The 13210-nt window shown below is 67.4% G+C and carries 18 protein-coding genes; 4 read left to right on the top strand and 14 right to left on the bottom strand.

All coding sequences use genetic code 11. From position 1 onward, the window contains the following. Positions 1-41: 41 nt before the first annotated feature. Entirely contained in the window at positions 42-308 is a 267-nt protein-coding gene (locus tag LIW09_RS07600) for a DksA/TraR family C4-type zinc finger protein (protein WP_256645046.1), read from the bottom strand. A 95-nt stretch (positions 309-403) separates the two neighbouring features. Here LIW09_RS07600 and LIW09_RS07605 point away from each other — a divergent pair, with 95 nt between their 5' ends. Then, on the top strand, positions 404-970 hold the full coding sequence (locus LIW09_RS07605; protein ID WP_256645047.1) for a peroxiredoxin: 567 nt from the start codon (positions 404-406) through the stop codon (positions 968-970). A gap of 64 nt (positions 971-1034) precedes the next feature. On the opposite strand, the gene LIW09_RS07610 is transcribed toward LIW09_RS07605, so the two are convergent. The 3 genes from LIW09_RS07610 to LIW09_RS07620 all read right to left on the bottom strand — a co-directional run bounded on the left by LIW09_RS07610 (position 1035) and on the right by LIW09_RS07620 (position 3901). After that, positions 1035-3095, bottom strand: coding sequence for a M13 family metallopeptidase (locus tag LIW09_RS07610; RefSeq protein ID WP_256645048.1), 2061 nt, complete (start codon positions 3093-3095; stop codon positions 1035-1037). A gap of 81 nt (positions 3096-3176) precedes the next feature. Beyond that, on the bottom strand, positions 3177-3413 hold the full coding sequence (locus tag LIW09_RS07615) for a helix-turn-helix domain-containing protein (RefSeq protein WP_256645049.1): 237 nt from the start codon (positions 3411-3413) through the stop codon (positions 3177-3179). Next, entirely contained in the window at positions 3413-3901 is a 489-nt protein-coding gene (locus LIW09_RS07620; protein ID WP_256645050.1) for a DUF2975 domain-containing protein, read from the bottom strand. Before LIW09_RS07620 ends, LIW09_RS07615 begins: the two co-directional genes overlap by 1 nt. Before the next feature lie 110 nt (positions 3902-4011). Between LIW09_RS07620 and LIW09_RS07625 the strand changes: the two genes are divergently transcribed. Further along, positions 4012-4938, top strand: coding sequence for an ABC transporter ATP-binding protein (locus tag LIW09_RS07625; protein WP_256645051.1), 927 nt, complete (start codon positions 4012-4014; stop codon positions 4936-4938). Positions 4939-4963: 25 nt separating this feature from the next. After that, positions 4964-5734 carry an ABC transporter permease gene (locus tag LIW09_RS07630; RefSeq protein ID WP_256645052.1) on the top strand — a complete coding sequence of 257 codons (771 nt, stop codon included), beginning with the start codon at positions 4964-4966 and terminating at the stop codon, positions 5732-5734. A 21-nt stretch (positions 5735-5755) separates the two neighbouring features. On the opposite strand, the gene LIW09_RS07635 is transcribed toward LIW09_RS07630, so the two are convergent. The 4 genes from LIW09_RS07635 to LIW09_RS07650 all read right to left on the bottom strand — a co-directional run bounded on the left by LIW09_RS07635 (position 5756) and on the right by LIW09_RS07650 (position 8570). Beyond that, complete coding sequence (locus LIW09_RS07635; RefSeq protein WP_256645053.1) at positions 5756-6679, bottom strand: M14 family metallopeptidase; 924 nt, start codon at positions 6677-6679, stop codon at positions 5756-5758. Between the two features lie 50 nt (positions 6680-6729). Next, on the bottom strand, positions 6730-6963 hold the full coding sequence (locus tag LIW09_RS07640) for a hypothetical protein (protein ID WP_256645054.1): 234 nt from the start codon (positions 6961-6963) through the stop codon (positions 6730-6732). Positions 6964-7065: 102 nt separating this feature from the next. After that, positions 7066-7605: a cytochrome b gene (locus LIW09_RS07645; protein WP_256645055.1), complete on the bottom strand. Its 540-nt coding sequence runs from the start codon at positions 7603-7605 to the stop codon at positions 7066-7068. A 65-nt stretch (positions 7606-7670) separates the two neighbouring features. Next, a complete protein-coding gene (locus LIW09_RS07650) occupies positions 7671-8570 on the bottom strand; it encodes an acyltransferase (protein ID WP_256645056.1) in 900 nt (299 codons plus the stop codon). Between the two features lie 84 nt (positions 8571-8654). On the opposite strand from LIW09_RS07650, the gene LIW09_RS07655 reads away from it, so the two are divergent. Then, positions 8655-9491 carry a class I SAM-dependent methyltransferase gene (locus tag LIW09_RS07655; protein ID WP_256645057.1) on the top strand — a complete coding sequence of 279 codons (837 nt, stop codon included), beginning with the start codon at positions 8655-8657 and terminating at the stop codon, positions 9489-9491. A gap of 5 nt (positions 9492-9496) precedes the next feature. Here the strand turns inward: LIW09_RS07655 and LIW09_RS07660 are convergent, their stop codons facing one another. The 6 genes from LIW09_RS07660 to LIW09_RS07685 all read right to left on the bottom strand — a co-directional run bounded on the left by LIW09_RS07660 (position 9497) and on the right by LIW09_RS07685 (position 13209). Then, positions 9497-10111: a hypothetical protein gene (locus LIW09_RS07660; RefSeq protein ID WP_256645058.1), complete on the bottom strand. Its 615-nt coding sequence runs from the start codon at positions 10109-10111 to the stop codon at positions 9497-9499. Between the two features lie 4 nt (positions 10112-10115). Next, entirely contained in the window at positions 10116-10382 is a 267-nt protein-coding gene (locus LIW09_RS07665; protein WP_256645059.1) for a DUF2249 domain-containing protein, read from the bottom strand. A gap of 96 nt (positions 10383-10478) precedes the next feature. Next, the gene (locus LIW09_RS07670) at positions 10479-10712 is read right to left on the bottom strand and encodes a hexameric tyrosine-coordinated heme protein (RefSeq protein ID WP_256645060.1); all 234 of its coding nucleotides are present in this window, start codon (positions 10710-10712) and stop codon (positions 10479-10481) included. An 88-nt stretch (positions 10713-10800) separates the two neighbouring features. Continuing rightward, positions 10801-11145: a hypothetical protein gene (locus LIW09_RS07675; protein ID WP_256645061.1), complete on the bottom strand. Its 345-nt coding sequence runs from the start codon at positions 11143-11145 to the stop codon at positions 10801-10803. A gap of 136 nt (positions 11146-11281) precedes the next feature. Further along, positions 11282-11998 carry a purine-nucleoside phosphorylase gene (deoD, locus tag LIW09_RS07680; RefSeq protein ID WP_256645062.1) on the bottom strand — a complete coding sequence of 239 codons (717 nt, stop codon included), beginning with the start codon at positions 11996-11998 and terminating at the stop codon, positions 11282-11284. A 5-nt stretch (positions 11999-12003) separates the two neighbouring features. After that, positions 12004-13209 carry a phosphopentomutase gene (locus LIW09_RS07685; RefSeq protein ID WP_256645063.1) on the bottom strand — a complete coding sequence of 402 codons (1206 nt, stop codon included), beginning with the start codon at positions 13207-13209 and terminating at the stop codon, positions 12004-12006. Position 13210: the final 1 nt, after the last annotated feature.

A 13210-nucleotide genomic window follows, 5' to 3' on the forward strand; every position in this document is an offset into this window, starting at 1 on the left:
GCATGCAAACGCCCGGCCACGTGCCGGGCGTTTTTCATTGGTCAGCGCAACTGGCTGTCCTTGCTGCCGCGCCGGTTGTAACTGCTGGCGGACGCCTCTTCACGATCGCGCGCTTCCTGACAGGCCACGCACAGGCGCACACCGGGGATGGCCCGGCGCCTTGCCTCCGGGATCGCTGCATCGCACTCCTCGCAGCGATCCAACCCCGGGCCGCTGGGCAGCCGGCTGCGCGCACGGGCGATGGCATCATTCACCGTTGCGTCGATCTGATCCTGTACCGCGCCGTCGCCGGCCCAACCGGTCGCCATGGCCTGATCCAATCCGTTCCAATTCACGTACAGGGAACACGATACGGCATCCAATGGCCGCCATCACACCCCAACCGATCGCCACGGAGCCACCCATGCGCCAGCCCCTGACCCGCCTTGCCGCAGCCGTCCTCGCCACCGCCGCACTGCTGCCGATCAGCGCAAGCGCTGCACTGAAACCGGGCACGCCGGCCCCCGCATTCAGCGCTCCCGCGTTCCTGGCCGGAAAGGCCTTCACCTTCACCCTCAAGGACGCGCTGCAAAAAGGCCCGGTGGTGTTGTATTTCTTCCCGGCCGCCTTCACGCCCGGCTGCAATGCCGAGGCAGCAGCGTTTTCGCAGGCCATCGACAAGTTCAAGGCGCAGGGCGCCAGCGTGATCGGCATCACCGCCGGCAATACCGAGCGTTTGGCGGAATTTTCGAAGGACACTGAAAAATGCGCCGGAAAATTCCCGGTGGCAGCCGATGACGGGGCCAGGATCGCCAAGTCATTCGATGCCACCCTGATGCTGAAGCCGGACATGTCCAGCCGCACGTCCTACGTGATCGCCCGCGATGGCCGCATCGCGTTCGTGCATGACGACCTGAACCCGAACAAGCACGTCAAACTCGCGCTGGACGCCGTGACTGCACTCGCAAACAAGCCGGCGTCCGCCCACTGACGCCTGCAAGCGGGAGCTGCGGCATCGCAGCTCCCGCCTCAATGCCGGCGGTCGGCCCCGCGCCTTACCAGATGCGCACGCGCTGCTGCGGCGGCAGGTACATGGCGTCGCCCGGCTTCACGTCGAACGCCTTGTACCAGGCATCCAGGTTGCGCAGCGGGCCGTTGGCGCGGTACATCACCGGCGAATGCGGGTTGGTCTTGATCAGGTTGAGCAGCGCTTCGTCGCGGTACTTGCCCTTCCACACCTGCGCCCATGCCAGATAGAAACGCTGATCGCCGGTCAGGCCGTCGATGACGGGCGCCGGCTTGCCGCCCAGGCTGAGCTGGTAGGCGGTGTAGGCCATCGACAGGCCGCCCAGGTCGCCCAGGTTCTCGCCCATGGTCAGGCCGCCGTTGACGCACTGGCCGTCCAGCGGACAGTACGCGTCGTACTGCGCGCCCAGCGCCTTGGTGCGCTGCTCGAAGCGGGCGCGGTCCTCGTCGGTCCACCAGTTGCGCTGGATGCCGTCGGCATCGGACTTGCTGCCCTGGTCGTCGAAGCCGTGGCCCATCTCGTGGCCGATCACCGCACCGATGCCGCCGTAGTTCACCGCCGGATCGGCGTTCACATCGAAGAACGGCGGTTGCAGGATCGCGGCCGGGAACACGATCTCGTTGAACGCGGAGTTGTAGTAGGCGTTCACCGTCTGCGGGGTCATGCCCCATTCCTCGCGGTCGGTCTTCTGGCCGACGCGGCGGTTCTGGTCGGCGCGGTTGAACCTGCGCAGGGCGACGGCGTTGCCGAGCAGGTCGTCCGCCTTGATCGCGACGCTGGAATAGTCCTTCCACTTCGACGGATAGCCGATCTTCGGGCGGAAGGTGGATAGCTTGCGGAAGGCTTCGGCCTTGGTCGCGTCGCCCATCCAGTCGATCTGCTCGATGTTCTTGCGCAGCGCGGCCCGCAGGTTCTCCACCAGCTGGTCCATCGCGGCCTTGGCTTCCGGCTTGAAGTAGCGGGCCACGTACAGCTCGCCCAGCGCCTCGCCCAGCCCGTTGCGGGCGCCCACCAGGGCCATCGCCCGCTTCCAGTCCTCGCGCTGCGCCTTCTGGCCACCCAGCACCTTGCCGTTGAACTCGAACGACGCGTCGTCGATCTGGGTGCTCAGCAGGTCGGCGTTGCCGTCGATGGCGTGGAAGGTGAGGTAGTCGCGCCAGGTCGCCAGCGGGGTGGCCGCGATCACGTCGATGACCGGCTGGATCACGTCCGGGGTGCTGACGTTCAACTTCTCCGGCTGCGGCATGCCCTGCGCGCGCAGCTGCGCGGCCCAGTCGTAGCCGGGAAACTTCGTCTGCAGCTCCGCAAAAGTGAACACGTTGTAGGTCTTGTCGCGGTCGCGCAGCTTCACCCGGTCCCACTGCGGCTTGGCCAGCGCGGTTTCGAGCGCCAGCACCGCCTCGGCGCGCGCCTTGGCGTCGGCGCCGGTGACGCCGGCGAAGCCGAGCATGCGCTGGATGTGGGCGACGTAGGCTTCGCGGATCTTGACGAAGCGCGCATCCGGATTGAGGTAGTAATCGCGGTCCGGCAGGCCCAGACCGCCGACGCCGAGCACGACCTGGTAATGGTCGGGGTCCTTGCGGTCGGTGCCCACGTACAGGCCGAACGGCGCATCGCTGCCGTCGATGCCGGCGTTGCCGAACGCGGCGACCAGCGTGTCCTTCGAGTCGATCGCGGCGATGCGCTCCAGCACCGGCTTGAGCGGCGAGATGCCGGCGGCGTCGCGAGCGGCGCGGTCCATGAAGCTGTCGTAGTAGTCGCGCAGCTTGCGGCCGTTGCTGCCGGGCGCCAGATCCTTGCTCGCCAGCAGTTCCTGCATCAGCGCGCGGGTCTGCTCCTCGGCGCGGTCGCGCAGCTGGTTGAACGAGCCGTAGTTGGTCTCGTAGTCCTTGAGGACGTAGGTGTCGATCCAGCGGCCGCTGGCGTAGCGGTTGAAGTCGTCGCCCGGCTTGACCGAGGTGTCGCGCGCGGACAGGTCCACGCCGAAGCTGCCCAGCTGCGGCTTGCCCGCGGGCGTGGCGGCGGTGGCGGAGGAATTGGCGACGGCCAGCACGCCGGCGATGCCGAGGCCGAGCAGGGAACGCTTCATGGTTCGATCCGATGCGAAGGGAAACCGCGAGCGTAGCCATCCGGCGCTCGATGCGCCCGTGACTTTCGTCCTCCTTGCGCGTCAGTCCTCGTCCGCCGCCTGCAGGTCCGCCGGATCGGCGGCGTAATCGAGGAGATCGCCCGGCGCGCACTCCAGCACCGCGCACAGCTTGGCCAGCGTGCGGAAGCGGATGCCGCGCACCTTGCCGCTGCGGAACAGCGACATCTGGGTCTCGCTGATGCCGACCCGCGCGGCCAACTCGCGCGCGGTCATGCCGCGCCGGGCCAGCATCGCCTCCAGGGTGATCCGGATCGGCATCAGAGGATCTCGTCGAGTTCGGCCTGCAGGGCGCGGGCGCTGTCGACCACCCGCGCCAGCAGCACCAGCGCAGCCCCGACCACGCCCAGCACGATCCCCGACAGGTCGAAGTAGGCCAGCCCGCCCTGCCCGCCCACGATCAGCCGCGACAGGTTGGTGATCGCGAACACGCTGAGCAGCGCGCCGGCCAGCACGCCGATGCCGATGTGGCGGATCGCGCGCGCCACCGCCGCATGGAACAGCCGGCCGGCGGCGAGGTCGCCGAGCGCCCGTTGCACCGCCCACAGCGCCCACAGGTAGCCCAGGCCGGGCAGCAGGCGCACCAGCAGCAACAGCGAGCGCGTGCCGGCCTCGGCATCGCCCGGCGCCCGCAGCCACGGCAACCCGCTCGCACCCAGCGACAGCAGCAGGGCAAGTCCGAAGAACACCACCAGCGTGGCGATGCGCAACAGGCGGCAGTGGCTGCGGAAACGGTCGGAAATTGGCATGACGGCGGGATTCCGGGAGATGGCGACGAAGAGGAACTTTAAGCTTGACTTAAATTATCGCTCATGTACAAACTTTATCCCGCACTTAAAACTTCATTCCCGGTGATTCCATGCCCCACGCCATCGAAACCTGCGGCCTGACCCGCCGCTTCGGCCAGCGCACCGCGGTCGACGCCATCGACATGACGGTGCCGGAGCGCAGCGTCTACGGCTTCCTCGGCCGCAACGGCGCCGGCAAGACCACCACCATCAAGCTGCTGCTGGGCCTGCTGGCGCCGGACGCCGGCAGCGCGCGGATCGCCGGCATCGACGTCGCGACGGATCGCATCGCCGCAGCACGCAACGTCGGCGCGCTGCTGGAGGCGCAGGGCTTCTACGCGCACCTGAGCGGGCGCGAGAACCTCGACCTCAGCCGCCGCCTGCTGGGCCTGCCAGCCAGCGAGTCCAACCGCGTGCTGGAGATCGTGGAGATGAGTGCGCACGCCGGCCGTCGCGTCGCCGACTATTCGCTGGGCATGCGCCAGCGCCTCGGGCTGGCGCGGTCGATGCTGGGCGCGCCGCCGGTGCTGGTGCTGGACGAGCCGACCAACGGTCTCGACCCGGAAGGCATCGCAGACATGCGCCGCTTCCTGCGCGAACTGCCGGAGCGCGCCAACGCCACCGTGCTGCTGTCCAGCCACCTGCTCGGCGAGATCGAGCAGGTCGCCAGCCACGTCGGCATCCTCAGCCACGGCCGGCTGGTGCTGGAAGGCGCCTTGGCCGAACTGAAGGCGGGGCTGGCGAGCGAAGTCGAGGTCGGCACCGACGCGCCGGAATGGGCGGTGGCGGTGGCGCGCGGCCACGGCTTCATGGCGGAACAGACCGACGACACCGTGATCGTCCGCTTCGACGCGGGCGAGGAACCGCGCGGCGCGACCGCCGCGCTCAACCGCGTGCTGTGCGTGGCCGGCGTGCACGTGCATGCGCTCGCGCCGCGCCAGCGCAGCCTCGAACTTCTCTACCGCCAGGCCGCGCAGCCCGTCGCGGCGGCGGCCTGACATCGCCCCAAATCCGGAGCCCGCCATGTCCGTTGCCTCGCCCACTTTCTCCGTTCGCCCTGCCCGCTTCGCCACCGCGCTCGCGGTGGAGGCCTGCAAGCTGCGCCGCTCGCTGGCCGTGCTGCTGGCCACCGTCGCGCCGCTGCTGATCGCGGTGTTCGTGTTCTTCAACCTGCTGCGCGGGGAGAAGCCCGCGCCGTGGACGATGTCGCTGCAATTCTCGGCGGCGATCTGGGCGTTCTTCATGCTGCCGATGAGCGTCACCGCGCTGACCGCGCTGGTGGCGCAGACCGAGCACGGCCCGCGCGCCTGGGACCACCTGCGCGCGCTGCCGCTGCCGCGCTGGCACCTGTACGCGGCGAAGGCCGTTTGCGTGTTGGCGCTGGTCGCGGCGATGAGCCTGCTGCTGGCCCTGCTGACGTCGCTGGCGGTCGCCGCCGCCGGCATCGCCAAGCCCGCGGTGGCCGCCACCGGCGCGCCGGATTTCGCCGCCCATCTGCTTCTGCTGGGCCGCATCTTCCTCGCCGCGTGGCTGCTGGTGGCGGTGCAGCTGTGGATCGCGCTGCGCTGGGCCAGCTTCGTGCCGGCGCTGGCGACGGGCATCGCCGGCACCTTCTTCGCAGTGGTCGCCACCTCAGCGAAGATCGGCGTGGCGATGCCTTGGCAGATGCCGGTCAACCAGCTCGCCAGCGACCCGGCCCGCGCCGACCTGGCGCTGGCGCTGGGCCTGGCCGGCGGCATTGTCGCCTTCGCGCTGATGCTGTGGCGGATGAGCCGGCAGGAAACGCCGCGCTGAGCATCCGCCACGGCGGCACGTTCAGCGGTGGGCCAGCGCGAACTCCAGCGCCGCGCGCACCGCCGCCGCCTGCGCATCGTTGCACTGCGCCGGCGTGGCGCGCGGGCTGTCCGGATAGACCTCGGTGGTCGTGGTGTAACGCGCGCCGCTGATACCAGCGCACAGGCCCAGCTTGACCAGCGAATATTCGATCACGCCCGGCGCGACCACAGGCGAACCGATGATGGTGCCATCGGGATCGGCCGGTGCGATATGCGTGACCTGCGCCACTGCGGCGATGATTGCCTGCTGGAACGCCGGCTGTGGGTTCTCGGTATCGTCCACCAGATAGAACCCATCGGGGACGGTATCGGGCTGGTACGGCTTGCCATCACGCGCCGCCAGCGCCGGGCGAAACTCGCTCTCGTCGCTGTCGGTGGTTTCGTGCAGGTCGATATGCACCAGAACGCGGCCGTGCAGCGGCCGGACCAGCGCCCACAGCGCCGCCGATTCGCCGGCCGGACTGTTGGCGCGGAAGTTTCGATTCGGGTCCAGCGCATCGGGGTTCCAGCGATGGATGCGCTCATAGGCCCAAGGCGACACGCAGGGCGCGATCAGGAGATTCATGCGGCCCGCGTAATCCGCCGCATGGCGCTCGGCGAACTGCAGCGCGCCATGCACGCCGCTGGTCTCGTAGCCATGCACGCCACCGGTGACCAGGGCGACCGGCAATGCGTCATTCCAGTCGTGGCTGCGCAGGACGAACAGCGGATAACGGCCATCGTCGCCGTAGTCCAGCATGCCGTACTGCTCCACCTGGAATGCGCCGCGCAGCGCATCGATCCTTGCCAGCACATCGCCTGCATAGCTGCGATGCTTGCGCTGGGCTGCGCGCCACTCGGCAACTTCAAGCGCAGACCAAGGCGTGCCTGGCGTTCCGATGGGGTAGGACGACGCTGCGTGCATGCGGGCTCTCAGGGGGCGGCAGGGCCGTCACTCTAGCACCGCAACAACGCTCAACCGCTGCAGTCGCCGCAACAGACCGACGGCTGCAATTCGACCTTGTTGGCGGGGATGCCAGCCTGCGCCAATACCACGGCCAATTCCTCGGCGCTCAGCCAGGCCGTCACGCGCAGCGCGCCATCGGCAGGATCGAAATCCACGAACGCCGCCGGATCCGCATCCCGAACGGCGTCGTCAATGGCGCTGAGATCGGGGGCGGGAGCCGAAAGCTGGACTCGGTATTCCATGATCGTCTCTCCCTACTCGCAAGCCCGCAATGGGGCATTGCAACGATGCACCGATTTGGATGACCCCGCCTTAATCTGGATCAAACACCGGGCAGCGAGCGGTTACAGCATCCGCTTCAAGGTGTCATCGCGCCGTCCCCAGTGGTGCCACAGCGCTGCCAGCACGTGCGCGCCGATGACCCAGTAGAAGACTTCGCCGATGGTGCCGTGCAGGTCTTCCAGCGAATGCGCCAAGTCTTCGTTTTCCGCCAGCAGCGCCGGCAGAGCAATCCCGGTGAATGGAATCATGATCGCTTTCCCGTCGGTCCATGCGGTGGCCAGGCCCAGTAGCGGCATCACGATGAAAAAGGCATACAGCGACAGGTGCAGCAGCCTGGAGACGAGCGCGCTGAAACGATCCAGCGGCGGGGTGATGGCCGGGGCGCCGCCGCGCACGCGGCTGGCCAACCGCCACCAGACCAGCAGGAAGATGGCGATGCCGGCCCAGAAGTGGCCCTGCATCATCGCTGCGCGCCCACTGCTGCCGCGCGGGAACAGGCCGCGCTGCTCGATCAGCACGTAGGCCAGCAGGATCAACACCGCCATCAGCCAGTGCAGGTAGCGGATGGTCGGTGCGTAACGCGAACGAGTGGTGGCATGCATGCGCCTGGCTCCCGGGAGTGACGATTCGACAATGAACGATGCAGCGGCGAATACGTTGACTTCGATCAATCCGGCGGCGGCGCCGGCGCGGCGCCCAGCAACTCGCCCAGCGCCGCATCCTTTTCCCGCCACAGACCGTTCATCCAGTGCTGGAAGCGAATCCGGAAGTCACGGTCGTTCTGGTAATCGCCGCCCACCAGATCGGCCGGAATCGGGTGCTGGCGCACCTGCACGCGCACCTCGGGGATGCGCCCGGCCAACAGGTCCAGCAAGGACGGAGAGCCCGCCGGATAGGCGATGCTGACATCCAGGATTGCCTGCAGTCCCTGGCCCATCGCATCCAGCACGAATGCCACGCCGCCCGACTTCGGCTTGAGCAGATGCCGGTAAGGCGAAGACTGCCGGGCGTGCTTGGCTGCAGTGAAGCGGGTGCCTTCCACGAAATTCATGATGGCCACCGGGATGGCGCGGAATTTTTCGCACGCGCGCCTGGTCACATCGATGTCGCGCCCGGCCAGCGCCGGGTTGCGTGCGATCTGCTTGGGCGTGTAGCGGCCCATGAACGGGAAATCCAGCGCCCACCACGCCATTCCCAGCAAAGGCACCCAGAACAACTGGCGCTTGAGGAAAAAGCGCAGCAGCGGGATGCGCCGATTGAACACTTTCTGCAAGACCAGGATGTCCACCCAGCTCTGGTGGTTGGCCAGCACCAGATAATGACCGTCGGCGCGCAACTCGGCGGCGCCTTGCACGTTCAAGCGGGTGTCGGTGAAGGCATCCCACATCCAGCTGTTGAATCCGATCCAGCTTTCCGCCAACCCGGTCAACAACGGATTGCACAGCGCGCGCATGCGCGGGAACGGCAACATCACCTTCAGCAGCGCCACCAGCAGCAGCGGGGCGACATGCACGACCGTATTGGCGGCGATCAACAAGAAGGTCAACGCAAGGCGAAATGGGAGCATCGGCAAATTCAAGTGGCCGTGGAGCGACAGGCGGCATTGTCGCGGAAAACACGGTTGGCTTCAGGCTGTCGGTATCATTTGCGCATGCCCCGCTATCCCGGCCCCCTGCTCACCCGCCCCTTGGGCGACGCCCTGCTGGCGGCGCGCGCGGCCGGCGCCAGCACCTGGCAAGCTTCGCTCGACCTGGGCCGGAGCACGGGCGAGGCCGTCCTGTCCAGCGATCACTGGCACTGGCGCGGCCTGCGCTATGACTATCCCGGCCCGCTCAAGGACCGCACGCTGTACTGGTGGGACGGTGCGGCATTCGCGCCGATTTCGCGCTATGCCGGCAAGCTGATCAAGCTGGTGCCGACCGAATGGAACGTCCCCACCTTCGAAATCGACGGCATCAAGATGCTGCCGACGTCACGGGAATCCCCGCTGGACGATGCGCGCCGCAAGGTGGCGCTGGTGCAACCGGCGGGCAAGACGGTGCTGGATACCTGCGCTGGACTTGGCTATTTCGCCAGCTGCTGCCTCGACGCCGGGGTGAGGCATCTGCAGTCGTTTGAAAAAAACGAGGATGTGCTGTGGTTGCGCACGCTCAATCCGTGGTCGCCGGATGCCGACGACAGCGACGGCAGGCTGGCGCTGGCGCTGGCCGACGTCTCGCAGGCCATCCTGCAGTTGCCGGATGCCGCGTTCGATGCGGCACTGCACGATCCGCCACGCTTCGGCATCGCAGGTGAACTGTATTCGCTGGCGTTTTACCAGCAGCTTGCGCGCGTCCTGCGCCGCGGCGGACGTCTGTTCCACTACACCGGCAGCCCCAACAAGCTCACCTCGGGCCGTGACGTGCCACGCGAAGTGGTGAAACGGCTGCAACACGCCGGCTTCCAGGCCGAACTGGCGCTGGACGGCGTGCTGGCAGTCAAGCGCTGAGCTGCTTACGCGCGGCGCTCGACGCGGATCACCGCGGGATCGTCGGCATGTTCCAGCAACAGCTTGCGCACCCGATCCTGCCAGACCGAACCGAACGCGCCACGCACGTCATCGCTGGCATCGGCCGCCAGGGCTTGCCCCATCAGCGCGCGCATCTGCGGCGCGGGAGGCACCGTGGAAAGATCCATCGACACCTGCACCGTGTCACCGTTGTCACTGCGGCGAAAACTGGCGATGCAGCCCAGGTCGCTACCGCCGTAACGCAGCAACCCGTGCCGAACGAACCGCCCCCCGATGCCGTGGAAGCCGTTGTTGGCCGCCGCGCCGGTGAGCAGGGTGAACACCTGGGCGACGACGCCGGTGGTGCCTTCCACCTCCGCCGCGCTCATCGTCACCACCACGCCGCCGCGCTCCGGCACGCCCTCCGGATACAGCGCGCGCAGACCGGCGCGCGCCATCAGATAGGCACCCGCCACGGTCGGGCAGGAATGCCCGGCCAGGCGCACCGCATCGGCATACCCGTACTCGATCAGCCCGCCTTCCGCAGCACCCAGCAGCTCGGCCAGCGGATCACGCAGCAGGATGCGCGGCACCTGCGAATAGAAGACGGGCAGATTCACGGGCTTATTCCTCCGGCAAACCGGTGACGCCAAAGTCGATGACCACGCCAGTCTGGTCGCGCTGGCGATACGACACCGTGAGGTGCTCGCCGAAGCGCTGGGTGAGCTGGCCCAGCAAGGGAATGGGGTCGTGGTCATTGATGAAGCGCATGCTCTCGCCGTTGCGCAACGCGCCCAACGCGCCGAAGATGGCGGAGTGGCGGAAGCGGCGGGCAATGCCACGCGCATCGAAGACGTGGACGTTGGGTTCTGGATCAAGCTGGATCGACATGCCAATGGCTCCTGTTCGCGATAAACCGAGGCCATGCTACGCCGCACCGATGACGCCGCCCTGACCCATGTCAAGGCAGCCATCACTCTCTGGTCTTCAGCCAGCGCGCCAGTAGTTGTTGGCCGCGGAAATGGTCTGGAAATTCACCGCCACCACGTGCGAGGACGCGATCAACGCACTGGCGTCTTCGGCATAGTCCGGGCGCAGCTGTCCGCGTATCTCGGCCGAGGGTTGCGTGTACTTCACCGCCACCCGGGAAAGCTTGATCGCAAGTTCGAAGCCGGCTTGCGGGGTATCGGTGATCAAGCTGGTCAACCAGGTATCGCTCATGGCGTTGCCCTCATCGCATCAGGAAACCAGGATGGTCGTGCAACGGGCGCGCAGCCGCAATTCACGCGGCGTGCCGCTGCCGATCCGGTCACGGGCATTCCTGCGCGCTGCGCACGCAATGGTCGTTGCTGGAGCACCAGATGAAACCGGCGGCGCACTGATCGGAATTGGCGGCCGTCGTCCGGCACAGGCCGCTGACCGGCTCGCAGGCAAAGCCGGCGGCGGCGCAGTCGCTGCTCTCGCCCGCGCTATTGGCGCTGCGCGTGGGCGATTCGCAATAGGCATGCACCAGGCTGCCGCCCCTGCGCGTCCAGGCATCCAACTGCTCGCGCAGCCGTTGGTTTTTTTCGCGCTCCTGGTTGTACAGCGCCTTGTAATCGATCTGCGCGGCACCGCCGATTTTCGGCACCACCATCGGCCGCATCGGGGCCACGGTCTGCGCCGTGGCCGCTGGCTGAAAAACGCACGTGAGCGCAAGCAAGATCACGGCAGTTGCACGATTCATCGGTTTCCCCATTGTCTTGCGCCACTGGCGCAGCCCGGCCAGCATAGCGAAATTCGCCTGGACATCAGCCAGGATTCTCGTTTATCGCACTCGCCAATGCCAGCCGTGCGATCTGTACCAGCCCTTGCTCGCGCTGCTCTGCGGGCATGTGCACATCGTTGTCCAGATGATCGCTGACCGCCAGGATCGACAGCGCCTGGAACCCTTCGCGCATGGCCAACCCGTACAGGCCGGCGGTTTCCATTTCGATGCCGCAAATCCGATGCCGGCGCAGATGCGCAAGCAAGGCCGGATCGCCGTCGTAGAAGCAATCGGTACTGAACACCCCCGCCACACGCGCGGCGATACCCTGCCGGGACGCCGCATCCACCGCGTTGCGCAGCAGGCTGAAATCGGCGCAGCCCGCCAGATCATGGCCGCCGAATTGCATCCGGTTGAAACGCGAGTCGGTGCTTCCGGACTGCGCCAACAGTACATCCCCGAGGTTTACCTCGCCGATGCCGCCGCAGGTGCCGATGCGGATGATCCGGCGCACGCCATACACGCGCACCAGCTCGGTGACATAGATCGCCGTGGAGGGAATGCCCATGCCACCGCCCATCACCGTTACTGCCTGCCCGTGCCAGCGGCCGGTATAACCCAGCATGTTGCGGCGAGCATTGACCTGCGCCGGGCTGTCGAGCACTTCGTGCGCGACGAAGCGCGCGCGCAGCGGATCGCCGGGCAACAGCACGGTATTGGCAATGGCGCCGACGGCGGCCTCGATATGCGGGGTACTCATGCCGTTCAATCCATCAGGAAACTGCGACCAGCAGCCAGTGGGGGCAGGCCGAGATGGGTGGCGATGCCCTGCCCCAAATCGGCGAAACTGTCGCGCCGCCCCAATGCGCGCGGCGCCAGGCCGGGGCCAAACGCGAGCAGCGGCACGCATTCGCGCGTGTGGTCGCTGCCCGGCCACGTGGGGTCGCAGCCGTGGTCGGCGCTCAGCACCAGCAAGTCGCCATTGCGCAGTACATCCAGCAGCTCCGGCAGGCGCGCATCGAAGTGTTCAAGTGCCGCGCCATAGCCAAGCGGGTCGCGGCGATGCCCGTACACACTGTCGAAATCCACGAAATTGGTGGCCACCAGCGCGCCATCACCGGCCTGCGCCAGCGCCTGCAGGGTGGCATCGAACAGCGCGTCATGCCCGCTGGCCGGCAGTTTCCTGGAAACACCGCGCGCGGCGAAAATGTCGCTGATCTTGCCCACCGCAATCACCTCGCCGGCCGCCGCGCATACCGCATCCAGCAGGGTGGGCGCCGGTGGCGGCAGCGCGTAGTCGCGGCGATTCCCGGTCCTGTGGAACCCGCTGGCCGCATCGCCGGTGAACGGCCTGGCAATGACCCGGCCGATGTTCCAGGGCGCCAGCAATTCGCGGGCGAGCTGGCAGAGTTCCAGCAGACGCCCCAGCCCGAAATGCTCCTCGTGCGCCGCGATCTGCAACACCGAGTCCGCCGAGGTATAGACGATGGGCTTGCCGCTGGCGACATGCTCGGCGCCAAGCCTTGCCATGATCTCGGTACCCGAGGCATGGCAGTTGCCCAGCACGCCGGGAAGCGTGCCGCGCTCGATCAGCGCTTCCAGCAGCGCCGGGGGGAAGGTAGTTTCCGTTGCCTCGAACACGCCGAAGGGCCGTTCAAGCACCACCCCTGCGCTTTCCCAATGGCCAGAGGGCGTGTCCTTGCCGCAGGCGCGCTCAGCCATGCAGCCCCACAGCGCCGCAGGTGCGGGCGCTGCCTCGAAACCCGCCGCAACCTGCCCGGTGGCCAGCGCATGCGCCTGCGGCAAGCCCATCCGGGTCAGGGTTGGCAGGCGCAGCGGGCCGCGCGCTGCCGCCGCGCAGGCGCCGGCAATATGGCCGAAGGTATCGGCACCGGCATCACCATAGGCAGCGGCATCGGGTGCGTTGCCCACGCCCAGCGAGTCCAGCACCAGCCAGATCGCACGCGCCATC

Origin of the sequence: Thermomonas paludicola (assembly GCF_024498955.1) — a bacterium.
In the GTDB taxonomy this organism is placed as follows: Bacteria; Pseudomonadota; Gammaproteobacteria; order Xanthomonadales; family Xanthomonadaceae; genus Thermomonas; species Thermomonas paludicola.